Origin of the sequence: Paenibacillus sp. 481 (genome assembly GCF_021223605.1) — a bacterium.
Lineage (GTDB): Bacteria > Bacillota > Bacilli > Paenibacillales > Paenibacillaceae > Paenibacillus_B.
On sequence record NZ_CP075175.1, the window covers coordinates 3,736,485 to 3,762,867 of the forward strand.

The following is a 26,383-nucleotide window of genomic DNA, read 5'->3' on the forward strand; positions in this document are numbered from 1 at the left end:
GGAGTGAAACTGTTTCATAATCTATGAATCTAGGTACAAAATGAATAACAGCATACCTAATCCACCCCCAATAAACACTTAACTGCTGGAAGTCTCCAAAAGGGACTGGGTGAGTAAAATAAACTCATCATATTGATTTTCGGATTGCTGTAACCGGTTGTACCAACTAGCCGAAACGGAATGATAGCACTTCGTTTCACCTGTCACATAATGGGCTACAAGCTCATGTTTGTTATCGTCATACATCAAATAGCTAATTTGCTTAGAAGCGACAAACAAAATATTTGACATCGATGAGCCCTCCACTTTTGGAATGGTATTGTCTCCTATCTATATGCAGCAAACGCCAAACATATACGCAAATATGCCTTTGCCTAACAAGCTGAAATGAAATTGTAGTAAAAAAAAGGAATTGGCCTTGCAGGCGTCGAATAGACTAAGAGAACTCCGCCTTCAAGGCATTACATGTTAGGAGGGAGAACATGAGTTTCTGTTGTGGTGCAAGTATGATTGGGTCTAAAGGTACTTTACAGCATTATAGGACTAGGATACATAATGTTCCCCTGCTACTATGTCCGGTTTGCCAACGTATAGACGTTCACTATCTAGTTGAGAACGAATATGAAATTCTGGCAGAATATGCTGAAAGTGACGGTGTGAGAGAAGTAGATTTTGGTGATTACGTAAATGCAGACGATGCACGTTTGTTTGAGAATTGCGTTAGTCATGAAAATGAAGATCCACTAGACATTGTACGTAACCAAATTGATAACGCACTTGATTTATTGGCTTTGGCCAAGCAATGGAGCGATCCGCAATGGGAGTCACAGTTGAAGCGGAGATTGGCTTTAATGAGCCGCCGTAAAGCCCAGCTAATGAAGCAGAACTGAGCCTTGAGTTGGATGCGTTTACAACATGATACACATATCGGGCGACAACCTTCGTATGACGAACACGGCCATCAATCAGTGCCACTTTCGACATTCGAATGGAAGTCGCTTTATTTTTATATACGTATATTTTTATACACTTTTTAATGAATGTGCGCTTATTTGTTAAAAATCGACATTATTTTGGGTTGACGATTTTGCCAAAACTTTACTATGATGGAACTGTTGGAATGGAACGGTCATTAAGGGCTTATTCGGTCAACGGTTGCCGTTAATGAGGTGAGTCTTAGTTGGACGCGCTAAAAGGAAGAGACGGTCGCAAGCAGCAATGGAAGCAGCAGTATGCCAATGGGTTGCGTGTGTATATGTTGAACGGCGGCGACGAGCACTTACAAGTGGCCAAGGAAGCTGCAGCAATGGCGGACAAGCTTTCTATGGAAGATTTACTTAACCTTCATGAAGAAATGCTATGTACGGTAATGGCTCATGTGGATTGGGATGAAGGCGCGAAGGCACTTCATCGCTCATTTATTTACTTTGTGGAATGGATTACGGCTATCAAGACAGAACAGGGAAGCAAGGAGGGGGAACCTTTGGTCATTGACCCGATTCGCGAACCTTGGATTCGGTCCGCACAAGCATTGTACTCCACTCAGTTAGTCAGAAATAAGTTTGAAAATGTGCTGCAACAAATGGACAGTGGTATCGTGCTATTTGACAGCAGTGGAATGATGTCATTTATCAACTTAGAGACGGCAAAGTTTTTAGAGGTGCCACGTAAAGCGCTGGTCGGCTGTAACTTGCTGCAATTGCTCGTCCATCCTTTGTTAAAGCGTGAACAAAGAAAGATTATCCTTCGCTTATACAGAGATACTATCTTACAAAGAAAGCGCTATCATGAATTTATGGACCAGCATGGACGCCATTATTTAGTAACGGTCACGTACAGTGATCAAATGGACGGAGACTATTTATTTAGCATCAAAGATGTATCCGAGTACAAGCGTATTGAACAAACGGCATATCAAAATGACAAGCTAGCTATACTGGGGAAGATTGCAGCAGCGATTGCACATGAAATACGCAATCCGCTCACATCCATTCGCGGCTTTATTCAATTGCTGCGCCCGCATTTGATGCAGCTTGGAAAAGAAGAGTACGCGCGTATTATTTTAGCTGAAATTGACCGTGCGAACGACATCATTTTCGAGTTTCTGAATTCGTCCAAGCCTTCTGCACCGATGACGGCTGAAGTACCGATTGCATCGCTCCTGCGGGAAGTTGTGCTGCTAACAGAGAGCGAAGCCTTAATGAAAGGCTGCGAGATCGAATTGGCCGATTTATCCCAAGCAGGCCTGATGTACGTTGCGATTGATGTCAAGCAAATCAAGCAAGTGCTGTTAAATATGATTCGAAATGCGATTGAAGCGATGGATGCGCAGCGCTTGCAGCGCAAAGGCATTATTTCGATTTCGGCTCAGCAAGAAGGTCATTTTGTCGCGGTCTATATTCGAGATAACGGAATTGGAATGGCGAAAAGCACACTGGAAAGGCTGTTTGATCCCTTCTTTACGACAAAAGAAGAAGGTACTGGATTAGGCTTGTCCGTCAGCTATCGGATCATTAAAAATCATGGTGGGCTGATTGAAGTCGATAGTGTACAAGGCGAATGGACGGAATTTATTATTAGATTGCCACTGGGTTGAACGTAGTAGGTAGGTACAACTTCAGATCGAACACCGTATTAAGTTGTGTTACAATATGGTGTGAAATTGGCACATCATTTGTAGCAAAGGGATGAAGACCATGATACTGACGAATGTAAATTGGATGAACGAAACGAATATTAGCGTTCTTGCGGGCGATGCGGTGCAAGCTGAGGCGGATGCTGTAGTCGTTATTGCAACAAAAAAGCAATGGGAGCAAGGAACACACGTGGTGCCTGGTGCCAAATTGGTTCAGCAGGCTGTACAATGCGGGCTGTTTGATGGAATCAAGACACAGTCATTCCCGACTGGCTCAGACAAAGCGCCAGTGTTAATCGCAGTTGGACATTCGAATGACGTGCTCACGATTGCGGATATTCGCATCATGATGGTACAAGCTGCTAAAGAAGCACTAAAAGCGCGTGCAAAGCGCGTAGCTATAGTTGTACCTCAGCAATCGGACAGTATGAAGTTTACAGGCAGCTTAGCAGAAGCGGGGCATGCCATTATTGAAGGCTTCCTGCTTGGCGCTTACCAGCGTGTAACGTATAAGCGCGACGCTAAGCCGCCTCATGGCTTCGAGCAGTTAACTGTTTATGGCGCTGACGACGCACTAGAGCAAGTTGAACAAGGTGCAACTCGTGGAAAGGCGTACGCGCTCGGTACAACATTAGCGCGCGACTTGACGAACTTGCCTGGCAACGTGCTCTATCCGAGCAAGATGGCAGAGGTTGCGCAAGATTTGGCGCACACATTTGGCTTTGAAGTGCACATTCTAGATGAACATCAAGCTGAAGCCAAAGGGATGGGCGGCTTGATCGGCGTCGGTAAAGGTAGCGTAAATCCACCGCGCATGATCGTGCTGAAATACCAAGGTAAAGAAGAATGGAACGACGTATACGGTCTTGTCGGTAAAGGCATTACCTTTGATACGGGTGGTATTTCCATCAAACCGTCTGCGAATATGGAGCAAATGATTTGCGATATGGGTGGCGCAGGTACGATGCTAGGGGCTATGGTTACGATCGGACATTTACGTCCCAAAGCGAACGTGCTCTGTGTGATCGCATCAGCGGAAAATATGCCTGCTGGCAACGCGTTGAAGCCTGGCGATGTTATTACTTCTTACAGCGGACGGACGATTGAAGTTATCAACACAGACGCAGAGGGTCGTTTAGTATTAGCAGATGCGATGACGTATGCCAAGGAGCTAGGCGCTACTAAACTAATTGATGCTGCTACGTTGACAGGTGCGGTGACCGTTGCGCTGGGTGATTTTACGACAGGCGTAGTGACGAATGACGAAGCACTGATGCAGCAATTGACAACTGCATCGAAACGTACGGGTGAATATGTGTGGCAATTGCCTTCCCACCAAGAGTACTGGGACTTATTGAAGAGTGAGGTTGCTGACGTACGCAACTCTTGTGGTCGCGCTGGAGGCACGATTACAGCGGGATTGTTCGTAGGTACGTTTGCAGACGGGCTTCCTTGGGTTCACTTGGATATCGCGGCAACTGCGTTTTTGAATAAAGCGCGTGGCGTAGATCCGAAGGGCGGTACAGGGGCTATGGTGCGGACGATTGCTGAAATGATCACGTCTGAAGCCTAGTACGGTACGATGATACAACGAATATGTAACATTCAAACTGATCGAATGTGAGCTTATCAGACAACGATGACCGACATCAAGCTAGGAGAGGCTGCATAGCCTCTCCTATTGTTTTTAATGGGTAAAAAGGTAGCTAGGTTGAAGTTGTAGCGGTCTTTCGTGAGCGGTTAGGTGATACTCGATTTTTATTAGCAGCTGCCCGTGTTGATGAGTCCGCTTCAGGAGTCTGAGCAGTTTGAGGCATTGAGGCTGATCGGCGGCTTATGATGTTATTGACAATCAGTGCACCGATAATAAGTAAAGTGCCTATCATTTCGGCTCCGGACACTTGATAGCCTTGCATAACCGAAATAACAAACGTTGTCGCGGGTACAAAATTGATAAAGAGCATGCCGTTTATCGGTTGCAGGAGTTGAATACCATGTATCCAACTTAGCAGCGCCATTAGGCCCGCTACGATAACCATAAAAGTCATGGCAGGAAGTATTATGGTAAGCGTGCTAATCGTAGGCATATCAACAATGCCTGTAGCAGTCATTGCTGCTGCGACGATAATGGATGTCAATCCACCGTAAATAGAAGTTAAGGTGGAGAAGCGCAATGCTGACCAGCCAGTAAACTGCTCGCTGCCAATCGTAAACAGCACCCAAGCGGCAACTCCGACAAAAACAGATAGTAGTGGAATGAACTTCATATTACCGCTACTTAGCGCAGAGAAATCCCCTTTTGTGACGACAAATAACACACCAATGAAAGCAACAACTACGCATCCTATCGTTATGAGACTTGGGCGCTTGCGTGTAGCTATCCAGACAAACAGCACCGCTAGCATCGGCATAAAAGATTCCATGATAGAAGCAAGGAGAACACCGGGCTTACCTAATTGCTGCTGGCCCCAAAATACACCGAAGTTATAGATGGTGAAGGCAAGCGTTCCTAACATCCACAGCTTAAACCCATGGCCTTCCGCACGAAATGCACTTCGTCCCTCTTTCCACCACAGTATTGCAGCGAGTAAGATGGCGACTGCAGCGTAGCGAATACCAGAAAACCAGAAGGGGTCAATATAATGCAGCGCGCCTTCCGCTATGGGGAACATAGCTCCCCATGCAACGGCAGCAAACAAGCAGCAAATCGCGCCCTGCCAAAAACTTTTTTTGCTCATGATGTGTCCACTCCTACAATCATATTGTTCTCTATTTATTTCCCTATTTGTTGCTCTGCTTACTTAGAATAATGCGCTGAAAGTATCTTGTAAAATAATTGAAAGTGATTTAACATATCATTTAAATTGATACCTTATATCACAGCGTGTAAATAAAGGGGTTAAATAGAGTGGAACTGAGCGATATTCATATATTTTTGTCCGTTGTTGAGCATGGCAGCGTCAGCCGTGCAGCTGAACAATTAGGATACGTCCAATCGAACGTTACCGCGCGGATTCGTACGTTAGAACAGGAGCTAGGCCATCCGTTGTTTCATCGACATCGTCGCGGGATGATCCTCAATGCGGAAGGAAGAAAGCTGCTCACTTATGCGGAACGCATGTCCGCCTTAATGAGCGAAATGCATAAAGCGTTTCAACATCCCGATGATCCTGTCGGATCGCTGCTCATCGGTTCTGTCGAGACGGTTGTTGGACTGCCGGATATTTTGAGCAAGTTTCATCGTGAATATTCAAAAGTAGATTTATCTCTGGTCACCGGAGTGACGGAGAAACTAACGGAAGAAGTGCTTGAGCATAAATTGGATGGGGCCTTTGTAACAGGCCCGGTTCTTTCCTTACACGTTGAACAGTACCCCGTGTTTGAAGAAGAACTTGTCCTTGTAAGCGGCAACTTTGCTGAACAAGAAGTGGAAGATGCGAAGCCTGATGTGAGCGACTTGCTGCAACAACCGCTACTCGTATTTCGTACGGGGTGTGGTTACCGCGCCAAGTTGCAGCAGTGGCTGCAAGTGGAACGGATCTCGCCGTCTCGAATTATGGAATTTGGGACGCTAGAGACGATTATCGGAACGGTAGCTGCCGGATTAGGTATTACCGTGGTGCCAAGGTCCGCCGTAAAGAAGCTGGAAGCGGAAGGCATGCTGCGTGTGTATGCCGTTCCCGCTCCGTTTCGGCACATTTCAGTCGTCTATATTAGACGGGCCGACACTTATTTGAGTGAAGTTGAACGCAAATTTTTAGAGACTATAGCGCATATTAGAGCGCAGCGCATGCCGATTGTGCACGATTAGGGTGTACAAAGGGAGTGAGGTGTAGCAATGAAAAGGAAATTCCATTACCTACTGCTGCTTCTGATGATTGGTTTGTTGTTAAGCAGTTGCTCATTATGGCATTCCAGTGGCGCATCTACGGATCGGTTTGGTGAAAAACGAACCAATAATCTTAAGCCCACTCCTTATATGAGCAACTCGTTTCATACTACGGGTGGAGGTTGGAATTTTGCGACTCCTGCTACGTTTGGTATCAAGGAACAGCCGCTAATCGACTTTAATGAAAAATTGAAACAATTATCTGTCGTCTATTCGATGGTTCTCGTCAAAAATGGGTTTATCATTTCCGAGTATTATCGAGAAGGGTATGATGAAAAAAGTCAGTTCCCCATTAACTCAGTGACGAAGAGTGTCACTTCGGCGTTGTTTGGAATTGCGTTGGAGGAAGGTTTTGTAGGAGATATTCATCAACCTGTAGCTAATTGGCTTCCGCTGTGGAGGCGTGATAAAGATAAAATGAATGATCAAGTTACGATCAAGCATCTATTGGAAATGACAACAGGGATGGATTGGCCGGAATGGTCGAAGTGGGGATTTGGGATGGAAAAGATGGTGAACAGCAGAGACTGGACGAAGTTTGTGCTCGAACGCAACATTATCGAACGGCCAGGAACGACATTCAATTATAATTCGGGTGCCTCTCAATTGCTGTCCGTCATTATTAAACAAGCTACGGGTTACAACTTGGAACAGTACGGCGAGCAAAAGTTGTTTAAGCCACTCGGTATTACACACTATGACTGGGAAACAAATCCTGAAAACACCACTCCAGGTGGATTCGGTTTAGAAATGGCTCCACGGGATATGGCGAAATTCGGTTTGCTTTATTTGCAAAAAGGGAAGTGGAACGGACAACAGCTTGTGCCAAAGTCCTGGGTGGCATTGTCTACGCAAAAGCATGCCGAAGGTGATTCTTGGATTGGGGGCTATGGATTTCATTGGTGGGTTCGAGATTTTGATGGAACAAAGTCCTTTTTTGCCATGGGTTATGGTGGACAATACATAGTCGTAGTACCGGAGGAGCAACTCGTTATCGTGTTTACAAGTCATTTTGAAGACACGCCGCAGCCATTGAAATTAATTGAACAAGTCGTTGCGATGACCAAAACGAACTCTAATTGAGATCCATAATCAGTTAGGAAATCATTTGAATTTCGCTTATTCGCCATATTTGGACAATAAATTGAATCTTTTGCTTTGCGTTATACGTTTCTTTCCATTAGAATGAAGAGAAATTCACAAGAAAGAGGAGAAGGCGGAATGAAAACGAACCATTGCAAAATTGTCGACTGCACCATTCGAGATGGCGGGCTAGTGAATAATTGGGAATTCAGCGTTGAATTTGTCCAAAATTTATATGCCGCATTAAACGATGCTGGCGTTGATTATATGGAAATTGGCTATAAAAACTCGCCCAAGCTATTAAAAGGCGCGGATGAGGCAGGCCCTTGGCGATTTTTGGATGATGATTTCTTGCGTAAGGTCATTCCGCAAAAAGGAAGCACAAAGCTGTCTGCACTCGTAGACATTGGACGTGTGGACGAGAATGATATCTTACCGCGCAGCGAAAGTATGATCGATCTCATTCGCGTCGCTTGCTATAGCAAAGACGTCGATAAGGGGCTAGATTTGGTTAACACTTTCCATAAACTCGGTTATGAGACGTCAATTAACATTATGGCGCTTTCCAATGTTATGGAGAACGACTTGGTTGAAGCGTTTCAAATGATTAAAGCCAGCCCGGTCGATTTCGTATATGTGGTTGATTCATACGGCAGCTTGGATCATAACGACATTCATTTTCTGGTCGACAAATTCCAAACGCATTTGCCAAATAAGCGCTTAGGCGTACATACGCATAACAATATGCAGCTTGCATTTTCGAATTCGCTTGTTGCGGCAGAGAAAGGCGTTGAATTGCTAGACGCTTCCGTTTATGGAATGGGGCGTGGAGCAGGGAACTGTCCAACAGAGTTACTGCTCACTCATTTGAAAAATAGCAAATATCAATTGCGTCCAGTGCTTTCCTTTATCGAAAATTATATGTTAAGCGTGCGTGAAAAGTGGGAGTGGGGCTACCTTATTCCTTACTTAGTTACAGGCACACTTGACGAGCATCCACGCTCGGCGATGGCACTGCTCGCTTCTCCAGAACGCGACCGTTATGCAGAGTTCTACGACCGCATGACAACGCCTGAAGTGAATTTTAACCAAAAACGTTCTTAATACCATTTATGATAAATAAATAGGAAAAAGACCGTCGCAGCCGCCTTAAAGGCAACTGCGACGGTCTTTTTTATGAGCTGAGCGGGGCAGATACCCTCACTAGCGTAATGAACGAATCTTCACAGCGGTTCCATATGCGACAATTTCGCTCATATTTTGACCAACATCACCACTATCAAAGCGCATCATCACGATGGCGTTGCCACCCATCGCTTGTGCATTTTGAATAAGTCGATCGATGGCTTGACGGCGCGCATCTTCAATCATTTTCGTATACTCTTTTACTTCACCGCCGACTAGGCCTTTTAAAGAAGCCATAATATCTCCGCCGAGGCCCCGAGCACGCACAACGACCCCAGATGCTGTTCCTAACATTTCTGTCACTTCATAATGAGGGATATTTTCGGTCGTAACGATGATCATGATTTTTGCTCCCTTATGGTAAACGTTGTTGATCTTCATCTAGTGTAACCACATTTTAAAGACTCATAAGTAAGTACGAAAAATGGTTCCATATAAAAAAATGTTTCTAAGCAGGTGAGATTTCATTGGAATAACGTTTCAAATTCGTTATTATTTAATTAAGTTAAAAGATTACGAGATTGCTGATGTTGCATAATAGGGGAGAGTAGGACATGAAGGTCAGTATTTTCGATGTGGCTAAAAAGGCCGGCTTATCTGTCGTAACCGTGTCTCGCGTACTTAACAATGCAACGACGGTGCGTGAAAAAAACCGTCAAAAGGTACTGCAAGCGATGAAAGATCTTGATTATCATCCGAATGCAGCCGCACGGAGTTTGGCTAAAGGCAAGACTGGCGTTATCGGTATGATCGTAACGACGCTGCAAGACTCTTTTTTAGATAGTATCGTACAAAAAGTGTCTGGCATGCTGAAGGACTACGGTTACTACCTTGCGCTATCTATCGCCAATCATCCGACCGAAGAGGGGCACGGCCGTGATTTAATTCAAGAAGATCGGGTAGACGGCCTCCTTATTTTGTCAGCTGTGCATGAGGAGCCGTACGTTGTCGAACTAAAGAAACGGAAAATTCCGTTCGTACTTATCGACAACCAGATCGTGCAGCCGTCCGTATCTAACGTTGTCGTCGACAACTTTAAAGGCGGCTATGAAGCGACAAAGCATTTAATTGAGCTTGGACACAAACGCATTGCGCATATTAAGGGATCGCATTTTTTTGTGAGTGCTGTTGAACGTGAAAAAGGATTTCTAAGCGCCATGCAAGAAGCAGGCTTGCAGCCTGTCGCTATTGAGGCTGGAGATTTCTCCATCGAATCGGGCTATCGAGCCGTCCAAAAATGGCTGGAAGAAGGTCAATTGCCGACAGGAATATTTGCAGCTGATGATTTTACTGCCATCGGTGTGGTGAACGCGCTGCATGAAGCCGGTTATCAAGTGCCAAGAGACGTTTCGGTCGTTGGCTACGACGATCAAATGCTGGCTTCGCAGCTACGGCCGCGCTTAACGACGATGAAGCAGCCCGCTAATCAAATTGGTCAAGCGGCGGTCGAGACGTTAATGAAGCATATTAACAGTACGGCTAAGCGCAGCAGCACGCTGAAATTTGAATCGGAGCTTGTCGTGCGCGAATCGACGACCACTCCACGTAAGGTGTAATCAGAAGGAGCATGCATAAGTTGCAAGTTGACATTGCGGCGTTGCATGCTTCTTTTTGTTGAGCTTTTGTCCAAGGGAGTGTACGCTATTTACAGGGAAACAAATGGGCTGGAAGCGAATATCGATTGGGAGGCTGGTTGAGCTTATGAGTGATAGAACGATCAAACATTTAATTTTATGGATCCCGACCATTACGATAGGTCTCTGGGAGTTTATACGACACTCTTGGTTGCTACCGTATTTGTCTATGGATGCTGGCAACATACTCGCACCCATTATCGTGTTTGTCGTATCGGCTATTTTAATGACACGTTTGTTTAGGCTGCTTGATGAGACGGCTGCGAAGCTGCGTGATGAGCAGGAACAGAAAGCGGCGCTGGAAGAGCGGGAGCGGCTGGCTCAAGAACTGCATGACGGCATTTCGCAGTCTTTATTTATGCTCTCGGTAAAAATTGATCGGCTAGAGGCAGCTCCTCCGGAACAAAAGGGAGCGCAGTTAGACCATTTGCGCCAAACCGTGCGGCTCGTCTATGATGATGTGCGGCAAGCGATTTCGAATCTACGTACAGCACCACAGGAATCGGACTTCTCGTGGTCGCATAATTTGTTGCAAATGATCGAGGAAGTAAGGCGTGAAACAGAGTGGGAGCCGGTCGTGAGTTGGGAGCTACCTGATGAGGCGCTATCGATGAAGGAGAAAGTTGCCTTGTTCTCTTGTGTGCGGGAGGCGCTTACTAACGTACGCAAGCATGCGGAAGCGGAGCGGGTGTCGATTCAGACGAAGTTGCTACCGGACGGCTTTTGTTGTGAGGTTCGCGATGATGGAGTAGGCTTTTACGGTGATCCGTTTGCACAGTCCGGTAAATATGGTTTGAAAATGTTACGTGACCGTGCGAACCATTTAGGCTGGTCATTACGTGTTCAACGCCAACAAGGTGAAACGATTGTGACCATTAGTAAAGGCGACTTAAAAGCGGCTTAGATTAAGAGCAAGTATGACGTATCATTCGAATGGCTTAGGAAGGAGTTAAACATCATGCAAACGAGGTCTTTTCGAGTTCTAATTGCCGATGATCATGCGCATGCGCGCGAAGGTATGCGTGACATTTTATCTATTGATCCACAGTTTGTTATCGTAGGTGAAGCTGTGAACGGGGAAGAGGCACTGCGCATGACGGAAACGGTTATGCCAGATTTAATATTGATGGATATTTGTATGCCTAACATGAGCGGACTAGAGGCGACGAAGTTAATTAAAGAACGATTCCCCTATGTAAAAATTGTGATGGTAACCGTATCCGACGACATTACCCATCTTTTTGAAGCGTTGAAAAAGGGGGCTCAAGGCTATTTGCTTAAAAACTTGCAGCCGTCTTCGTGGCATGAATATTTGCGCGCGATTGCGATAGATGAGGCGCCAATGTCTAAAGAACTGGCGTTTCGTATTTTGCAGGAGTTCTCCACCAAAGGACCGAACAAAGCACCTGTGTCTACACCGTTGACGTCACGAGAGAGAGAAATATTGGAGCGTGTTGCCAAAGGAGAATCCAATCGGGGAATCGCGACCCGCTTCTCGTTGTCGGAGCACACCGTCAAAAACCATCTAAAAAATATTTTACAAAAGTTACATCTGGAAAATCGGGTTCAGCTCACTCGCTATGCACTCGAAAATGGATTAGTAGAGACGTAGAGATATATAATTATATCTCAAAAAAATATTGCGTTACTGTAAATACCATAGTATAATCATCAGTGTTGAAATCATTATGTTTATACACGTCGGGACGTAGCTCAGCTTGGTAGAGCACTTGGTTTGGGACCAAGGGGTCGCATGTTCAAATCGTGTCGTCCCGACCATACATCTCAAGTTCACGCACTTCAGTGGAAATTATTCCACGGAGTGCGTTTTTTGCGTGGCGTCAGGCCGGTATCTTGTACAGGTCTCTTGCGACGAGCATAAGCTGTCGATGAAGCTTAAAATACTCGTTATGAGTAAGTAAGGGGGATGCTACATGTTTAAGCATAATGATGGACGCACCATTCCGGCAGGCTCCTATCAGCCGATACTTCCGGTTGCGGAGGCACGTGAATTTGGGTGGATGATTATTCCGTTGGAAGAAGGTAAGCGATTCGGCTTTGAGTTTTCCATTCAATGGCGAAAAAGGTTAGGTGCTGACTTAGGGGAACTGGAGATTGTCATTCATCGCGGTGCTGCGAATGGTCCTGTTGTGCATCGTACGATCGAGACCTGTTATTTACAGTCGACAGCCTATTTGGAGTTCGAGGAGGTTGCTACGACTACGGGCCCAGAAGTGTTTTATTTCTCGTTTGCCTCTAAACGACTCAGTGCAGAGGTGTATGGCACGCTCGGATTACGTGGGTATGTGAAATCGTAAGCATGATTATATTTATCGTAAAAATCGAGTGAACACAACGTAACCGGCCCATTAGGCCGGCTTTTTACAGCAAAAAGAAGTTAAGGGGATTTAATCGATATTCCTTGAAATAGCTGCGACCACAAGGCATCGTTATCTTTCCAGATATCGTTAGCATGTGGCAGCATTACGGAAGCGGTATTGGCGTGAGGCCAATTCAAATCCGTAAGTCCAAGCACGAAATCATGATTAATAATAAGCAAACGAAAGTCATGTGCAACTTGCTCCCGCAGTGCTTGCTCCATCTCAACAGCTTCCTCTGCTGTACATCCCATGCGAATAAATAGTAGGCGTTCTGCGGTTTGCATTTTCCCAAGCAATCTGACGCTGCGTCGATTTACTTTGTCTACAAGCTCGTAATAGCTGGGCCAATTCGTCTCCGTATTTATCGATAGCGGAAAATCATGTACGACGATAATATCATAGGCTTTATCGATAACGAGCATGAAATCTCCAGCAGGACCCATAGCTACCATATGATTTAAATTGAGCATGCCTTGGAAACGATTACGTATGAGTTGGATAATCGCTCGGGTATTTTTACTATCCATCCAATCGATGACTCCAGTAAACTGACGCAAGCCGTTACGTTCGATTTGAATGGCTGGCAAGCAATTTGACCCAAGGCTAATGACCGCATCGTATTGACCTCGTAATTGTTCTACATTCATGGTGGCGTTGCCTCCTTTTACAATCGCTCTCGTCATTAGTAAATGCAGCAAGTGGTAAAAGGTGTGGACATGCGCCGAAGCCCACAAGAGATTCATCTAACACGGATATCGTCATTATCACATAAGATGATATGCATGAATAAAATAGTAGAATCAACACTTCCTTTGTAAATTGACGCTGGCACGTACGGAAAGGAGCGGGTGTTATGCAGGCGAAAACGATTGCGTTGCACATCCCATATGATGGATCAGCATACCGATTGACATCTAATGACCGCGATGCGGTATTGGCAGGTACCGAATCAAATGGAGGGGTTTATGAGCCTCATATAATGAAATGGTTGAAAGATAAGTTACCAACAGACGCGGTCTGTATGGATATCGGAGCTAATATCGGTGCGATTTCGATCGCGATGGCGCATGTTGCTCAGCAAGGGACGGTATATGCTTTTGAACCGTCGGGACATAACTTTCATTACTTGGTTCATAACATAGCAGACAACGGACTTAGCCGCATTATTCCTGTTCATGCAGGTGCTTATAATGATAATGTGCAACTGGCTTTTTCGTATATTGATTATGGCGGAGCTTGGTCTCATATCACCACCTCTCAATCACAGCAAGGCATTCAAGAAGTCGTGAATTGCGTGAAGCTGGATGATTGGGTAAGTAATACCGGTTTAAGACGGTTAGATTGTTTGAAGATTGACGTTGAAGGTGCAGAAATTAAAGTGCTGCAAGGGGCTGTCGATCTCATTAAAAGGTTCCGGCCACATTTAATCATTGAGTTCAATCCGGACGCGCATCAAGGTATTTTCGGTGAAGATCCGAAGTTATTGTATGATGTCCTGTCGCAAATGTTTTTCCATTTGACGGTTATTGATCTTAGTGGAGCGCTTATTCCAATTCATAGCTACAACGATATTTTGAATATTTTGTCTGACGGCCGACAGCTTGTCGATATTTGGTGTTCGTTTGACAAATAAATCGAAGGACGAATAGAGGGCCGCCACTCACGCGAATCATGTGAGTGGCGGCCCTTTTGATGTTGCTTTAGTGTTGTTGTTGTTGTTGTTGTTGTTGTTGTTGTTGTTGTTGTTGTTGTTGTTGCGAGGCGGGCGTTCAGGGTTGAACACGTATTTGAGCTAACCGATCCCGCATGCGCTGGCCACTAACCGCCACAGAGAAATGTTCCGCGATGTGGCGCTGCGCCTGTTGTCCAATACGGAACGAATCATACGTATTGTGTATGACGTGCTGCATTCGTTCCGCAGCTTCTGTAATGGAGGGCTGTGCCCACTGTTGATGGGCGCCATACGGTCCCTGGTTTGTGCCGACGGGGACGATGTCGGCATTCACCAAATAGCTGTTCTCATCATTCATAAATTCTAAATTGCCAGACCAGCGAGTCGCTATCGTCGGTTTGCCGAGCGACATCGCTTCTGCAAGCGAGAGGCCGAAACCTTCTGCGCGATGCAAGGACACGAAGCAATCTGCTAAGTCAATGAGTGCCCATGTTTCATGCCGAGTCAATGATTTATCCAGCCAAATGACATTAGATATGGATTGGGCAACGGATTTAAATTGCTCATATGCCGCATCCCCATTTTGGGGGCAATTGGTCTTAATGATTAAGCATACATCCGAACGCGTTGGCCCAAATGCTTGCAAAAAGGCTTCCAGTACGGCTTCAGGATTTTTTCGCTCCATGATGCTGTATGTGTCGAACATCGTTAAAAAGATATACTTGTCATCCGGCACACCGAGGCTGCTACGTGTTACGGGTGCTATTGGTGCCGTGACAATGCCATGCGGTATCGTTACAACAGGTACTGGTGATCGTTCGGCAATACTGGAGCGTACGTATTCAGAAGGGACCCATACTTCATCAACATGGGAAAAAGCAAAGTCGAAATCGGCTGGAAATTCGGGCAGCTCCCAATGCCAATAGGCGATATTATGTTTACCATTGAACGATTGTTCGCCAAAATATTGTCTTGCTTCGGGCATCAGATCAGGATTCATATACATCAGATTGATTTCATGTTTAGCGGGCTCTTGCGTATAGCCGATCAAGGTGTAATCTTGCTGTCTTGCTGTTCGCAAAAGGGGATAATTTTGAATCGTAATTGGGATTTGGGCATCGATAAGGGATAACGCTCCTAAGCGGAGCGCTTGACCGATGCCCATTTCGGCCCGTGCCAAGCCGAATACGTTCACACCTAACGTTTGGGCTTGCGGAGTAGGGGGTGGATCGGTACTCGCTTGCTCAAGGTTGGCGGTCAGGTCTTGTGACTGGGGAGCGTTAGCGACCGCATCGGCCTGAATAGGCGAGGGATAGATTTGAATGGGTAAGGTATCTGCGTGCGAGGGGACGAGAATACCACCCGCATATCTTCGCGTAAAGGACGGACGCGAAAGATAGCGACGAGTGCGCCGCAAGCGCCTGTTGCGTGAGGCTATTTTTTTAAGCTGGAATTTGCTCAAGCGGTAGCGCCTCTTCATTATTTTGCGTTTGCGTCTTAGCGTAATTACTTTACGCTTACGACGCCGACTATTCGGTGTGCTGTGAATGAAGCGAGTTGCGGTGCCGCGAGCGCGTTGCGGGGAAGTGGCAGTTCGGCTAGTAGAACGAGTAGTGTTGGATGTGGCGCGAACAGCAGAGAGAGTCGGTTGAGTGGGCGAGTGAACGGAATGAGAAAGGGAACGTGAAAGGGTGCGTGAAATGGCACGAGGAATGGCACGAGGAGTGCTACGAGCAACAGTACGAACGACTGGTTCTGCGGCATACAATCGAGTGCTGCGAGCAAAGCGTTTGGAGTTGGTGATGGAGCGAGATATTGGAAGTTTGGCAGATCGCTCAGGAGCGCGGTTATGTTGCGCTAACAGCACGGCTGAATGTTCAGCAGAACGCACAGATATATTTTCAAGTCGAGCAGAAGTTCCGTATAGTCCTTCTTTTTTGCTCAAACGTTTCTTTACCACAGCAAACATTTGTACGATGGGGGTTGAACGATTTCTTGGCTTCATCATAAGCCTCCTTCCAACACGCATAAAGAGCAGCGAGACGAGGGTAAATGGACGGCATCTACATCAGATGATCACAACAAGTGGCTATTTTTTCCGTCTATATTTGTACCAAGCGTTGTTTCATCCGTTCGCCTGCATGGGTCCAAGTCCATGCTGACGCCATTTCCTTGGCTGCATTCATGCCTACTTCGTGTGCAGCATCACGATGCTCAAAGACGTAGCGCATCAAGTAGGAGAGGTGCTCAGGTTCAGGATCTGCCCAGCTAAAGCCGGCATAATATGGGCACCTTGCTTGTGCAGGGATCAGTCCACGAATTTGGAGCGGGAAACTGTTATGATGACTCATAAACGCCGTTTGGGCACTCCAATTCGTCGCTATGACAGGCAATCCACACGCCATCGCTTCCATAATCGGCATACCCCAGCCTTCGCCACGTGAAGGAAGTACGAAGCAGTCAGCGGAGCGATATAGGCTACCCATAAGATGGGATGGCATCATTTGATTGTGGGCGACAATAATTTTTTGAGCCAGCGGGCCTAAATTTAACTTGCGAATTTCCGCGGGAACATCAATCGCGGGGTCATTGTTCGTAATTTTACATACAAGTACAACATCTTCATGTTGCTTAAACGTCTGCGCGAACGTGCGCAGCAGCAGTTCAGGAGCTTTGCGCTCTCCCCATTCGAACACACTTAGGAACGTAAAATGAGGCGACCAACGAGACGTTCGCAGTTGCGGGTGAAAATATTGGGTGTCCACACCTAGCGGAACGACGTGAATCGGGACATGAACGCCGCTTTGTCTAAATGTTTGCACATTGAATTGAGAAGGTACCCATACTTCGTCCATCAAATTAGATTGTCTCACCCATTCTTCAGGTAGGCCGTCTACTTCAAGCATCGTAAAGCCGATTTTGTACTTATGCGGATTTTTCGCGAACACGTCGCCTTGAGCGTAGACGATACCAGGATTGCTCAGGCTATGTTGGCGATTCGCGAATATATTAACGCGCATATCCGAGTTAGATACAGGTTCTTCTAACGGAACAGGTGTCCCTGGGCCGTAGGCAAACTGATAAGAAACCATCACATCATTTTCATCCAACGCAAGCATTAAATTTTTGGAGGATTCGGCATACCCAAAGAAAGGCAAGTTGACGACCGAATGCCAAGAAACACCTGTGCGATAACGATTGAACAATTTTTGACGCCACTTTTGAGCAAATATTTGTTTAGAGTCTTCGTACATTTTCCAAAAGTCGACGTTGTTTTCTTTCGTCGATGTATTGTGATAATGCAGCATCGTAATGCGGCCATCGAATAGAACTTTGAATCCGGCCTCGATTGCTTTTAGACAGTAATCCGTATCTTCGAAATACGAAAAATAGTCACAATCTAACGAGCCAATACGATTAAGAACTTCCCGTCTTATATAGGCGCAAGCGAATATGATACCTTGCACTTCGCGAATGCCTGTGTACTGGCGGACATCAATTTCTAGGCCGCCTATTTGTTGGCCTGCAACGTTGTCTGGGTAAATATAAGTGCCTGCATGATGGAGTGCGCCGACACCGTCTCGCAAGCGGCAGCCGACAATGCCGACATCGGGGGCACTGTGGGCTGTCTCTTGCAGCATGGTAATCCAGTCAGGGCGAGCAGCAATAATATCATTGTTCAGCAATAAGATATCACTGTTCGGATCAGCTTGCTCGATGGCGAAGTTGTTGCCTGCTACAAATCCGGAGTTGTAATCAAGGAAGATAGACCGAATCCAAGGGATCGATTGCAAGTATGCTGTGGTTCCATCCGAACTACCGTTATCGAGGACGATGACGTCTACATTCGGGTCGTGTTCGCATGCAGGACGAATCGCTTCCAACGTCATTTTGGTATAGGCTAAGGCGTTCCAAGTTAACATGATTAAGCTTACTTTGCGTGTAGAGCGATCGGTTCTAATTGGAAATATATCGATCATTGGGTCATCTTGGATGTGGGTGAGAAATAGGTGCTGATAGTTGACATCTGTTTGTGGGGATTCTGGTGCTGGATTTGCGGGTACATCTTGAACAGATTCGAGAGTCGGGGGATGGGATTCGGCCTGTAAAGGCAAACCGGATTGATTAGCTAGTGCCATCGTCTGTGTCTGTTCAATAGGCGTAGCACCTGCTACATGCAACGGATTATGGTGCTCGACTGCCGCATGTTCGTTTACAACAAGGGGGGGAACAGGGGTGGTCTGGTCGTTGAACAGAACGTGTGCGGGGGAGCTTGGTATATTCCTGAAATGTAATTTTTTAGCGAGTGGGGTTTTGAACAGTCTGGCCCGTTTTTTACGAAGGATAAGGCTGCTGCGCCTGTGTTTCCGCCTTAATTTGGGGGATAGCCTGCGCGTACCTTTTCGCGTACCTTTGCGGCGACCTGTACGCGATCGCGTGCGTTTACGTCGTGAACCAGCGGCTGAGCGGGTTCGGGTAACGGTTCTTCGTTTGCGCAAAGCCTGCACGCATCATCACACTCCTTTCACACCAGCTGACGCCAGTATTGAAGCAGGTCAGCAAGTGTCTGTTCGAACGGAATTTCTGGTTTCCAGCCCGTTCTTTGTTCGAATTTAGAGGCGTCTCCAAGCAATATTTCGACGTCAGAAGGACGCATACGGCTCGGATCCGGTACCGTATCAATCTGGACAGTACTCATAGCGAGCAGCATATCCAGCATTTCGCGAATCGTCACACAGGAGCCGGAAGCGATGTTGTAGCATTCACCGACTTCTCCACTTTCAAGTGCAAGCCAATAAGCGCGCACAACGTCTCTTACATCGGTAAAGTCACGCTGAGCGCTTAAATTGCCCACAGATACGATGGGTGGCCGAATTCCTTTTTCAATCTCGGCAATTTGCTTGGCAAAGTTGGATGTAACGAACTGCTCACCCCGTCTTGGTCCCGTATGATTAAAGGTACGTGTGCGGATGACGTGTAACCCGTAGCTCTTATAATATTGGTACCCTAAATAATCTTGAGCCGCTTTGCTAACCGCATACGGGCTTAGTGGGCGCAAAGGATTTTCTTCACGAATGGGTGTTTCGTGCGGCTCGACATGACCATATTGTTCACTAGAGCAAGCGATTTGAATTTTACAGGATAGGTTTAATCGACGTACCGCTTCAAATATGTTGAGCTGACCAGCTACGTTATTGTGGATCGTATCGATGGGGGAATTCCACGAAGTAGGTACAAAGCTCTGTGCAGCAAGGTGGAAAATAAGGTCGGGCTTCTCTTGCGTCAACAGCGATTCTACCGAAAAAGGATCGCGCAGCTCGCATTCGATTAGGCGAATTTGGTCTTGAATGTGCGTAATATGTTCCATGCGGCTGCGGTTGCGAATCGTGCCTACAACCTCGATATTGCGCTCTAACAAAAACTCGGCCATGTGACTGCCGACAAAGCCGGCTATTCCCGTTACGAGTGCCTTCACTTGAATGGTTTCACCTCTCTAAAGGATTGCGGCTTCGCTAACGTGATATTTTCATTGAGCATTTCTTTAATACGTTGCTCTTGCGAGCGGTGGCACACGAGTAAGCCATCTTCTGTGGACACAATAATGAGATCGCTCACCCCGATAATGACGGCATGTTTGTCGGAGAACACGATGTTGCCGTTCGAACTAAGCGATTGCACCTTGCCATTGAGTAAATTATCGTTCCCGTCTGCATTGTAAAATCGTGATACGGCGTTCCAAGTTCCGATATCATCCCAGTCGAAGTCAACCGGAATGACATAGCGTGCAGGGGATTTTTCGATAATGGCAAAATCAACGGAAAGCTTAGGCAGGGTGTGATAAATGTCTTGTACGTGTGGGTAGTTGGAGAATAGCGGTAGCCAAATGGCTGGGCAATACGTCTCCATAAGATGGGCAATGGTAGAAGGACGCCACACGAAAATGCCACTATTCCAATACGTACCTGGCGAACGCAGCAATTCATCGGCAACCGAGCGATTTGGCTTTTCAAGAAAGGAAACGACCTTTCGCATCCGTTCGGCATCCCGCCACGGCTCTGTACGAATGTAGCCATAACCCGTTTCTGGGCGAGTGGGCAGGATGCCGAGCATGATGGTGGCGCGGTTATTGACAGCTTCAGCTTCGGCTTCCAGCAATGCCATCCGCAAGCCGTCAATATCTGCCATATATTGATCGGAAGGCGCCATAACTAAGCAATCATCAATACCTTTGCGGAGAAAAAATAAGGCAGTTAACGCTGTACACGGCCCCGTATCCCGTGGCATTGGTTCGACAATAATTTGTTCTTCGTCTAATTCAGGTAACTGTTCTAGCACTAAGTCCTTGTAGAAAGAAGTTGTGGCTACATACACTTGCTCTATAGGCAACCATTGTCGGAAGCGCATATACGTTTCTTGCAGCATGGTATATCCTGAGAGCAAGGGAAGAAACTGCTTCGGTTTGGAGGCGGTGCTGGAAGGCCAAAATCTCGTTCCTTTTCCACCTGCCATGATGACGACAATCAATGTATATCACCTCCATACCAAAATAAAGCATGTAAGCTTAAACCTACTCCTCCACATGTACCCTATTGTATGACGGGTATGTAACCTGTTGAAACGGCTTTTGTTCCCGTCCAGCTAGGTTAGTTTCATCTATTTCTTCATCGGTGCGTAAAAAACGTGCCATTTCTTGTGGAACACCATGCCGAGCGCAATACGTTTCTCTCGTTTCACCAACGTGGATTTCGGTGTTGGCAAGCAGTAGTTGCAGCGCAAATTCGTTCGCTTGGCGCTCAAACTTTCCAGCTTGAAACAGCGTGTGTCGTTCGATGAAAAAATGTCCGATCCCTTTATGCAGGCGATCGTGCGCCAACTCATGCGCGCATACAAAGCGCTGCCATTCAAACGGCAAGCTATCGTTAATAACTATGTAGCGCCGACGAAGCTTGCGGAAATAAAACCCGCGAGTCTGGTTGCTAAGTGTAGTCGTCTCAACATGTATGTTCAACAGCTGTGCAAGTTCAAATGGGCAATTCGTTTTGAATTTTCGAATTAATGCACGTACAATTTTTTCAACATCCATAAATTGCACCTCGCGGTACGGGTTGGTCTTGTCCGATCGTATTCAATCATGCTGCTCGCCTTCTGGCTTTCGTATAGGCTTGCGTTTGTTTCGCTTTTTAGCATCCCAAAATAGCGCTTGCAGCACTTGCATGACACGATCACGGTCATCCCCATCAATAGGCACGCCGTCAAACATGACTTCTGCGTCTTCCTCCAGCATTTTTTTGAAATCACGCTTATCTTTAGGTGTCGCCCATTCTGGAATGTCTTCGTGCGAATCTAGCAAATACGGCAGTGAATGCTCAATGCGGCCTAGTAAATAGTCACTTGACGTATGCAGTAAATCGGCAATTCGTCCCAACACGTCGCTAGGGGGTGTCGTTCGTCCTGCTTCGTAATTAGCAACATTGGCACGCTTCATACCAAGCGTATGTGCGACATCGTCTTGTGACAAGCCGTGCTTCATGCGAAGTTGCTTAATTCGAGCGCCTGTAAGCTCTTGCTGCTTCTCTGTTTCCAACATTGTTCTCACCCTCGTCCCACATATGATCACCCATTCATGATTGACGTTCGTTTATAGGACGTGATATGCTTGCTGTAACAAAACGAACGTTTGTTCGTATTAATGGAATGATGTTATTATACATCGTTGTTATAAACAACGCAAGGCCACCTTTTATTTGTGGGACGCATGTTGTTTAAAGTATCTTATTGAATGTCAATTTAGCTATTTTAAGGAACAGGGAGTGATGTTATGTTGGCAACGATCAATCGAACGGCAACACGCAAAAAGGTTGAACAGGTGCTTAGCATTGCACGTATGTACAAGCGTGCTGGATCGGTACGCAAGGAAATGCGAACGACTTCAGTGATGGAGCCTCGTTGGCACGGCCCAACGAATACGATAAGCAAACCTGTAGAGCAGACTGCGGTGAACAACATCGAGCGGGAAGCTTATATGAAGCAAATGTATCAAAATGTGACGACGGCTGTGGCTCATTTGGGGGAAATGGAGCGACAAGTTGTGGAGCGGAGTTATTTGGACCCGAAATCGGACGTGCCTGATTATATGTTAAGTATTGAAATGAATTTAAGTGAGCGTACATTTCGACGTATTAAGGCGCGGGCTGTAATGGAACTTGCTTTTATACTAGGGCTGGAAGTATTCGAAGAATAGGATGGAATATTGCACTGACCGACTGGTGGCCTGCCGCTGACCGAGGGTTGACCGAATGATGGCACGCGGTAGGACGGAGTACCGTGCTAAGATGTTATTGTGAGGTTGTGAGTGAGCAGGGCAAGCAAACAGCAAGCAAACTGCGAGCAAATAGCGAGCCAACTACAAGCCAAATAGCAAGCAAACAGCCTCAATGAGGAAGCCGTTCGACGTCATCGTCGGGCGGTTTTTTGTATCCGCAAGTGAATGGAGAGTTTGAAAGGAGGTGACTCATGCGAACGCGAGATCTTAGGCAAGCCATTGTCGCCAAGTTGCGTGGCAGTTTTCCCGCTATTCCGGTGCTGGATGTAGAGGAACGCGGTACAGCCGCAGCGCCCTGCTTCACTGTAAAGCTGGTGCAGGGTGAACGCAAGCGTATTGGCGAACGGCGGTACGAGGCCAGATTGGCGTGGGAAATTTCGTACCATCCCAAGTTAATGGATGTCGCTGTGCACGACATCGCGGACGAGCTTTACGACCACATGGAGCGTGTGCAGGTCGGCACATCCGCTTGCGTCGGCGTAAGCATGCGGCATCAGGTTATGGAGGGCGCACTGCGTTTTTACGTGCAGCACGATGTCACAATCGTTCGCTCAACCGAGCAGGCGGTCAAAATGAAGGTCATGAAACAGGAGGGACGTGTAAGGGATGGAGTCGTCTAATTCGATTAATTCATTTAATTCTTTTGATCAGCCAAGCTATACCGCTTTTACGAAGCGGCAATGGTTGCAGGCAGACAGATGGACGCCACAGCAGCGTGACATTTTGAATGCTCTGTTGCCAGAGAACGAGGAACAGGTTTACACAGAAGGCGAGCTTGAGGCTTTACAACAACAATTTTTAAATCAGGAGGTCGTGTAAATGGCAGGAGGAACATGGAACACCCAAAATAAAGTGAGACCAGGCGTATATGTACGCTTTGAATCTGAAGCAGCACCAATTGGTGGCGTAGGTGAGCGTGGAATCGTTGCTTTGCCGCTTAAGTTGAGCTGGGGAGCATCCAAGCAAGTGACGGTACTGCATGCTGGTGAGCGCTTGTTGGATCGTTTGGGCTACGAGCTGACAGACGAGCCGCTTCGCCTCGTCAATGAAGCGTTCAAACGTGCTAAGACTGTATTGCTGTATCGCTTAAACGAAGGTGTTAAAGCGAGCGCGACGCATAAGACATTTAAAGTAACCGCGCAATACGGCGGCGTGCGTGGCAATGACGTTACCGTCGTTGTACAGCCTAATGTAAATGACAACACGAAATTTGATGTAGTAACTCAAGTTGCAGGTCGCAGTGTAGATGTGCAGACCGTAGCGAAGATGGAAGAGCTGAAAGCGAATAAGTGGGTGGTGTTCGAAGGTGCTGGCTTGTTGGAGGCATTGGCAGGCTTACCGCTTACAGGTGGCGCTGATGGTGCGGTGACGAATCAGGATCACACGGCATTTTTGACGGCAATCGAGGTGCAGGATTTCCATACGGTAGCATTGCCGAGCGATGACGCTGCATTGAAGCCGGTATACGCTGCATTTGTGAAGCGGATACGCCAAGAGGAAGGCAAGAAGATTCAGGTGGTGCTTGCGGATTATCCTGCGGCGAATCATGAAGGTATTATCAGTGTGAAGAACGGCGTGAAGCTGTCTGGCGGTACGGTACTAAATGCAGCGCAAGCGACGGCATGGGTTGCGGGCGCAACGGCCGCTGCGGCAGTAAATCAGTCATTAACGTATACGGCATACGAAGACGCAGTTGATGTGGATGTCCGCTATACGAACAGCCAAGTGGAGCAGGCGTTGACGAAGGGTGAGTTTGTATTTGTACACCAAGGTGGTCGCGCTGTAGTTGAACAGGATGTCAACACGCTGACTGCGTTCACCCCAGAAAAAGGCCGTTCGTTCGCTAAAAACCGCGTTGTGCGTGTGCTGGACAGCATTGCGAACGATTTTAAACGCATTTTCGAGACGTACTATGTCGGTAAAACGAATAACAACGCGGATGGTCGTCAGCTGTTCCGCAAAGAGTGTATTTCGTATTTGGACAAGTTGCAAAATAGCAACGCGATTCAGAACTTCGACGCCCAGACGGATGTACAGGTGTTGCAAGGGGATACGATTGACAGCATCGTCATTCAGCTGAATGTACAACCTGTGGATGCAATTGAAAAAATTTATGTGAAAGTGAAGGTGAAGTAAGATGGGATTTTTAATGGCGCAAGATACGGTATCCGGCCGCGAAGGTCGCGCGTTTGCAACAATTGATGGCAAGACGGAAGAGTTGTTCTACATTAAGACGCTGGAAGCAAAAATTGAGAAGACAAAGGCCGAAATCAAGACGCTTGGCCGCCGTGCGTTGCAGCACAAGACTGCGGGCTGGAGCGGTACGGGCAGCATGACGATTTATTATGTCGCGCCTTTATTCCGCCAGTTGATGAACCGTTATGTCAAGGAAGGTATTGATACTTATTTTGATGTGATGGTTGTGAATGAGGACCCGAATTCTTCTGTTGGCAATCAGACGGTTACGCTGAAAAATGTAAACTTGAACTCGGTCGTTATTGCAAAATTGGATACGGAGAGTGACGTATTGGAAGAGGAATTGGAGTTTACGTTTGACGATATTGACATTTTAAGCAACTTTAATTCATTGGCGTAATTATAAACAACGTTGTGAGCTGAGAGCTTTGAGCTTTGAGTTGGAATGGACTGAACTGAAAATTTAAGATGAGGTGAAGGTTGAATGAGTACACTTAGTTATTTTTTCGCCCAAAATGCAGAGCCAAACACGGAGACGACGCATGTCGTCTCTGTTCGTTTTAAAAATGAAAAAGGCGAGCCGGTTGCTTGGAAGCTGCGCAGCATGACGGAAGTGGAAAATGAGCGCTGCCGCAAGGCGTCGACGAAGCACATTAAAGGTAAGGGCGGCGTGATGACGCCGGAAATTGATTTTAACGAGTACACGGCGAAGCTGATTGTAACGAGCGTCGTTTATCCCGATTTGAAGGATGCGGAGCTGCAAAAATCGTACGGTATCATGGGGGCGGAAGCGTTGCTGCGTGCGATGCTGCTGCCTGGGGAGTATACGTCTTTGCTGACGAAGGTGCAGGAGCTGAATGGCTTCGACCAAGACATGAACGATCTCGTCGATGAGGTAAAAAACTAATTAAGGAGGGCGATAGTGAGGCGAATTACGCTTACTACGCCCTCCACAAGCTGCGCATTTTGCCGCACGAGCTGCTGGAGCTGCCGCTGCGTGAGCGCGCTGCCGTGTACGCGATGATCGATATTCGCGTGGAGGAAGATCGCAAGGCGCAGCAGCGTATGCGCTCGCGGCGCTAGCGAAGCGTCGCTGGCGTATATCGCTAGAATGTATCGCTGCTGATGCGCAGCGTTGGCAAGTCGTCGCTGGCGTATATCGCTAGAATGTATCGCTGCTGACGCGCAGCGTTGGCAAGGCGTTGCTGGCGTATGCCGCTGGTATGTATCGCCGCTGACGCGCAGCGTTGGCAAGGCGGTGCAGCTTCTGTGCGAGCAACATGTTCAAGCGCCGTGTAGCGGGCACGGTGCATGCTACTCGTGCCACTTGCAGGTGTCTGTCGCGTAGCGGGCGCGGCATAGGCTCGCACGGGTTAGCGCGCGCG

Annotated in this window: 28 protein-coding genes and 1 tRNA gene; 18 read left to right on the top strand and 11 right to left on the bottom strand. The window is 47.0% G+C overall.

From position 1 onward, the window contains the following. Positions 1 to 78: 78 nt before the first annotated feature. On the bottom strand, positions 79 to 291 hold the full coding sequence (locus KIK04_RS16425) for a hypothetical protein (RefSeq protein ID WP_232274695.1): 213 nt from the start codon (positions 289 to 291) through the stop codon (positions 79 to 81). A gap of 191 nt (positions 292 to 482) precedes the next feature. Between KIK04_RS16425 and KIK04_RS16430 the strand changes: the two genes are divergently transcribed. The 3 genes from KIK04_RS16430 to KIK04_RS16440 all read left to right on the top strand — a co-directional run bounded on the left by KIK04_RS16430 (position 483) and on the right by KIK04_RS16440 (position 4,208). After that, positions 483 to 890: a hypothetical protein gene (locus KIK04_RS16430; RefSeq protein WP_232274696.1), complete on the top strand. Its 408-nt coding sequence runs from the start codon at positions 483 to 485 to the stop codon at positions 888 to 890. 365 nt (positions 891 to 1,255) lie between these two features. Beyond that, positions 1,256 to 2,596 (top strand): ATP-binding protein, encoded by a 1,341-nt coding sequence (locus KIK04_RS16435; RefSeq protein ID WP_442951177.1) that lies wholly within the window; start codon positions 1,256 to 1,258, stop codon positions 2,594 to 2,596. Positions 2,597 to 2,687: 91 nt separating this feature from the next. Continuing rightward, positions 2,688 to 4,208, top strand: coding sequence for a leucyl aminopeptidase (locus KIK04_RS16440; protein ID WP_332329974.1), 1,521 nt, complete (start codon positions 2,688 to 2,690; stop codon positions 4,206 to 4,208). Positions 4,209 to 4,341: 133 nt separating this feature from the next. On the opposite strand, the gene KIK04_RS16445 is transcribed toward KIK04_RS16440, so the two are convergent. Beyond that, complete coding sequence (locus KIK04_RS16445; protein ID WP_232274698.1) at positions 4,342 to 5,373, bottom strand: DMT family transporter; 1,032 nt, start codon at positions 5,371 to 5,373, stop codon at positions 4,342 to 4,344. Positions 5,374 to 5,543: 170 nt separating this feature from the next. Between KIK04_RS16445 and KIK04_RS16450 the strand changes: the two genes are divergently transcribed. The 3 genes from KIK04_RS16450 (at position 5,544) to KIK04_RS16460 (ending at position 8,711) form a co-directional block, all read left to right on the top strand. After that, on the top strand, positions 5,544 to 6,446 hold the full coding sequence (locus tag KIK04_RS16450; protein ID WP_232274699.1) for a LysR family transcriptional regulator: 903 nt from the start codon (positions 5,544 to 5,546) through the stop codon (positions 6,444 to 6,446). Positions 6,447 to 6,473: 27 nt separating this feature from the next. Further along, the gene (locus KIK04_RS16455; protein WP_232274700.1) at positions 6,474 to 7,607 is read left to right on the top strand and encodes a serine hydrolase domain-containing protein; all 1,134 of its coding nucleotides are present in this window, start codon (positions 6,474 to 6,476) and stop codon (positions 7,605 to 7,607) included. A 138-nt stretch (positions 7,608 to 7,745) separates the two neighbouring features. Further along, complete coding sequence (locus KIK04_RS16460) at positions 7,746 to 8,711, top strand: aldolase catalytic domain-containing protein (protein WP_232274701.1); 966 nt, start codon at positions 7,746 to 7,748, stop codon at positions 8,709 to 8,711. Positions 8,712 to 8,810: 99 nt separating this feature from the next. Here the strand turns inward: KIK04_RS16460 and KIK04_RS16465 are convergent, their stop codons facing one another. Continuing rightward, positions 8,811 to 9,134 carry a YbjQ family protein gene (locus KIK04_RS16465; protein ID WP_232274702.1) on the bottom strand — a complete coding sequence of 108 codons (324 nt, stop codon included), beginning with the start codon at positions 9,132 to 9,134 and terminating at the stop codon, positions 8,811 to 8,813. A gap of 212 nt (positions 9,135 to 9,346) precedes the next feature. Between KIK04_RS16465 and KIK04_RS16470 the strand changes: the two genes are divergently transcribed. The 5 genes from KIK04_RS16470 (at position 9,347) to KIK04_RS16490 (ending at position 12,744) form a co-directional block, all read left to right on the top strand. Continuing rightward, positions 9,347 to 10,348 carry a LacI family DNA-binding transcriptional regulator gene (locus tag KIK04_RS16470; RefSeq protein WP_232274703.1) on the top strand — a complete coding sequence of 334 codons (1,002 nt, stop codon included), beginning with the start codon at positions 9,347 to 9,349 and terminating at the stop codon, positions 10,346 to 10,348. Between the two features lie 145 nt (positions 10,349 to 10,493). Beyond that, positions 10,494 to 11,330 (top strand): sensor histidine kinase, encoded by an 837-nt coding sequence (locus KIK04_RS16475; RefSeq protein ID WP_232274704.1) that lies wholly within the window; start codon positions 10,494 to 10,496, stop codon positions 11,328 to 11,330. Positions 11,331 to 11,384: 54 nt separating this feature from the next. Further along, on the top strand, positions 11,385 to 12,038 hold the full coding sequence (locus tag KIK04_RS16480) for a response regulator (protein ID WP_232274705.1): 654 nt from the start codon (positions 11,385 to 11,387) through the stop codon (positions 12,036 to 12,038). A 90-nt stretch (positions 12,039 to 12,128) separates the two neighbouring features. Next, positions 12,129 to 12,205 (top strand) — tRNA-Pro (locus KIK04_RS16485). 155 nt (positions 12,206 to 12,360) lie between these two features. After that, positions 12,361 to 12,744, top strand: coding sequence for a hypothetical protein (locus tag KIK04_RS16490; protein WP_232274706.1), 384 nt, complete (start codon positions 12,361 to 12,363; stop codon positions 12,742 to 12,744). 80 nt (positions 12,745 to 12,824) lie between these two features. Here KIK04_RS16490 and KIK04_RS16495 read toward each other — a convergent pair whose 3' ends face one another. Next, positions 12,825 to 13,454 carry a DUF1796 family putative cysteine peptidase gene (locus KIK04_RS16495; RefSeq protein WP_232274707.1) on the bottom strand — a complete coding sequence of 210 codons (630 nt, stop codon included), beginning with the start codon at positions 13,452 to 13,454 and terminating at the stop codon, positions 12,825 to 12,827. A gap of 206 nt (positions 13,455 to 13,660) precedes the next feature. Here KIK04_RS16495 and KIK04_RS16500 point away from each other — a divergent pair, with 206 nt between their 5' ends. After that, positions 13,661 to 14,440, top strand: a complete 780-nt coding sequence (locus tag KIK04_RS16500; RefSeq protein ID WP_232274708.1) for an FkbM family methyltransferase — start codon at positions 13,661 to 13,663, stop codon at positions 14,438 to 14,440. Between the two features lie 136 nt (positions 14,441 to 14,576). Here KIK04_RS16500 and KIK04_RS16505 read toward each other — a convergent pair whose 3' ends face one another. The 6 genes from KIK04_RS16505 to KIK04_RS16530 all read right to left on the bottom strand — a co-directional run bounded on the left by KIK04_RS16505 (position 14,577) and on the right by KIK04_RS16530 (position 22,067). Further along, entirely contained in the window at positions 14,577 to 16,487 is a 1,911-nt protein-coding gene (locus KIK04_RS16505; protein WP_232274709.1) for a glycosyltransferase family 4 protein, read from the bottom strand. 94 nt (positions 16,488 to 16,581) lie between these two features. Further along, entirely contained in the window at positions 16,582 to 18,987 is a 2,406-nt protein-coding gene (locus KIK04_RS16510) for a glycosyltransferase (RefSeq protein ID WP_232274710.1), read from the bottom strand. Between the two features lie 17 nt (positions 18,988 to 19,004). Continuing rightward, a complete protein-coding gene (locus KIK04_RS16515) occupies positions 19,005 to 19,955 on the bottom strand; it encodes a GDP-mannose 4,6-dehydratase (RefSeq protein WP_232274711.1) in 951 nt (316 codons plus the stop codon). Next, on the bottom strand, positions 19,952 to 21,004 hold the full coding sequence (locus KIK04_RS16520) for a mannose-1-phosphate guanylyltransferase (protein WP_232274712.1): 1,053 nt from the start codon (positions 21,002 to 21,004) through the stop codon (positions 19,952 to 19,954). The genes KIK04_RS16515 and KIK04_RS16520 overlap by 4 nt, the downstream gene beginning before the upstream one ends. Before the next feature lie 43 nt (positions 21,005 to 21,047). Continuing rightward, a complete protein-coding gene (locus KIK04_RS16525; RefSeq protein ID WP_232274713.1) occupies positions 21,048 to 21,563 on the bottom strand; it encodes an ImmA/IrrE family metallo-endopeptidase in 516 nt (171 codons plus the stop codon). A 42-nt stretch (positions 21,564 to 21,605) separates the two neighbouring features. Next, positions 21,606 to 22,067: a helix-turn-helix domain-containing protein gene (locus KIK04_RS16530; RefSeq protein WP_232278776.1), complete on the bottom strand. Its 462-nt coding sequence runs from the start codon at positions 22,065 to 22,067 to the stop codon at positions 21,606 to 21,608. Positions 22,068 to 22,298: 231 nt separating this feature from the next. Here KIK04_RS16530 and KIK04_RS16535 point away from each other — a divergent pair, with 231 nt between their 5' ends. The 6 genes from KIK04_RS16535 (at position 22,299) to KIK04_RS16560 (ending at position 25,905) form a co-directional block, all read left to right on the top strand. After that, positions 22,299 to 22,721, top strand: coding sequence for an ArpU family phage packaging/lysis transcriptional regulator (locus KIK04_RS16535; protein WP_232274714.1), 423 nt, complete (start codon positions 22,299 to 22,301; stop codon positions 22,719 to 22,721). A gap of 272 nt (positions 22,722 to 22,993) precedes the next feature. Further along, positions 22,994 to 23,422, top strand: a complete 429-nt coding sequence (locus tag KIK04_RS16540; protein ID WP_232274715.1) for a phage tail terminator family protein — start codon at positions 22,994 to 22,996, stop codon at positions 23,420 to 23,422. Continuing rightward, a complete protein-coding gene (locus KIK04_RS16545) occupies positions 23,409 to 23,621 on the top strand; it encodes a hypothetical protein (protein WP_232274716.1) in 213 nt (70 codons plus the stop codon). The genes KIK04_RS16540 and KIK04_RS16545 overlap by 14 nt, the downstream gene beginning before the upstream one ends. Beyond that, entirely contained in the window at positions 23,622 to 24,938 is a 1,317-nt protein-coding gene (locus KIK04_RS16550; RefSeq protein WP_232274717.1) for a phage tail sheath family protein, read from the top strand. Between the two features lies 1 nt (position 24,939). Next, entirely contained in the window at positions 24,940 to 25,398 is a 459-nt protein-coding gene (locus KIK04_RS16555; protein WP_232274718.1) for a phage tail tube protein, read from the top strand. A gap of 84 nt (positions 25,399 to 25,482) precedes the next feature. After that, positions 25,483 to 25,905 carry a phage tail assembly chaperone gene (locus KIK04_RS16560; RefSeq protein ID WP_232274719.1) on the top strand — a complete coding sequence of 141 codons (423 nt, stop codon included), beginning with the start codon at positions 25,483 to 25,485 and terminating at the stop codon, positions 25,903 to 25,905. Here KIK04_RS16560 and KIK04_RS16565 read toward each other — a convergent pair. Beyond that, positions 25,902 to 26,252 (bottom strand): hypothetical protein, encoded by a 351-nt coding sequence (locus KIK04_RS16565; protein WP_232274720.1) that lies wholly within the window; start codon positions 26,250 to 26,252, stop codon positions 25,902 to 25,904. The genes KIK04_RS16560 and KIK04_RS16565 overlap by 4 nt on opposite strands. Between the last annotated feature and the right edge of the window lie 131 nt (positions 26,253 to 26,383).

Excerpts from the sequence above, each read along its gene's own strand:
- KIK04_RS16470 (WP_232274703.1), top strand. The coding sequence starts at position 9,347 with ATGAAGGTCAGTATTTTCGATGTGGCTAAAAAGGCCGGCTTATCTGTC.
- KIK04_RS16430 (WP_232274696.1), top strand. The coding sequence starts at position 483 with ATGAGTTTCTGTTGTGGTGCAAGTATGATTGGGTCTAAAGGTACTTTA.
- KIK04_RS16540 (WP_232274715.1), top strand. The coding sequence starts at position 22,994 with ATGCGAACGCGAGATCTTAGGCAAGCCATTGTCGCCAAGTTGCGTGGC.
- KIK04_RS16425 (WP_232274695.1), bottom strand. The coding sequence starts at position 291 with ATGTCAAATATTTTGTTTGTCGCTTCTAAGCAAATTAGCTATTTGATG.
- KIK04_RS16475 (WP_232274704.1), top strand. The coding sequence starts at position 10,494 with ATGAGTGATAGAACGATCAAACATTTAATTTTATGGATCCCGACCATT.
- KIK04_RS16490 (WP_232274706.1), top strand. The coding sequence starts at position 12,361 with ATGTTTAAGCATAATGATGGACGCACCATTCCGGCAGGCTCCTATCAG.
- KIK04_RS16560 (WP_232274719.1), top strand. The coding sequence starts at position 25,483 with ATGAGTACACTTAGTTATTTTTTCGCCCAAAATGCAGAGCCAAACACG.
- KIK04_RS16460 (WP_232274701.1), top strand. The coding sequence starts at position 7,746 with ATGAAAACGAACCATTGCAAAATTGTCGACTGCACCATTCGAGATGGC.
- KIK04_RS16440 (WP_332329974.1), top strand. The coding sequence starts at position 2,688 with ATGAAGACCATGATACTGACGAATGTAAATTGGATGAACGAAACGAAT.
- KIK04_RS16505 (WP_232274709.1), bottom strand. The coding sequence starts at position 16,487 with ATGATGAAGCCAAGAAATCGTTCAACCCCCATCGTACAAATGTTTGCT.
- KIK04_RS16495 (WP_232274707.1), bottom strand. The coding sequence starts at position 13,454 with ATGAATGTAGAACAATTACGAGGTCAATACGATGCGGTCATTAGCCTT.
- KIK04_RS16445 (WP_232274698.1), bottom strand. The coding sequence starts at position 5,373 with ATGAGCAAAAAAAGTTTTTGGCAGGGCGCGATTTGCTGCTTGTTTGCT.
- KIK04_RS16455 (WP_232274700.1), top strand. The coding sequence starts at position 6,474 with ATGAAAAGGAAATTCCATTACCTACTGCTGCTTCTGATGATTGGTTTG.
- KIK04_RS16555 (WP_232274718.1), top strand. The coding sequence starts at position 24,940 with ATGGGATTTTTAATGGCGCAAGATACGGTATCCGGCCGCGAAGGTCGC.
- KIK04_RS16465 (WP_232274702.1), bottom strand. The coding sequence starts at position 9,134 with ATGATCATCGTTACGACCGAAAATATCCCTCATTATGAAGTGACAGAA.
- KIK04_RS16545 (WP_232274716.1), top strand. The coding sequence starts at position 23,409 with ATGGAGTCGTCTAATTCGATTAATTCATTTAATTCTTTTGATCAGCCA.
- KIK04_RS16535 (WP_232274714.1), top strand. The coding sequence starts at position 22,299 with ATGTTGGCAACGATCAATCGAACGGCAACACGCAAAAAGGTTGAACAG.
- KIK04_RS16435 (WP_442951177.1), top strand. The coding sequence starts at position 1,256 with ATGTTGAACGGCGGCGACGAGCACTTACAAGTGGCCAAGGAAGCTGCA.
- KIK04_RS16500 (WP_232274708.1), top strand. The coding sequence starts at position 13,661 with ATGCAGGCGAAAACGATTGCGTTGCACATCCCATATGATGGATCAGCA.
- KIK04_RS16480 (WP_232274705.1), top strand. The coding sequence starts at position 11,385 with ATGCAAACGAGGTCTTTTCGAGTTCTAATTGCCGATGATCATGCGCAT.
- KIK04_RS16550 (WP_232274717.1), top strand. The coding sequence starts at position 23,622 with ATGGCAGGAGGAACATGGAACACCCAAAATAAAGTGAGACCAGGCGTA.
- KIK04_RS16525 (WP_232274713.1), bottom strand. The coding sequence starts at position 21,563 with ATGGATGTTGAAAAAATTGTACGTGCATTAATTCGAAAATTCAAAACG.
- KIK04_RS16530 (WP_232278776.1), bottom strand. The coding sequence starts at position 22,067 with ATGTTGGAAACAGAGAAGCAGCAAGAGCTTACAGGCGCTCGAATTAAG.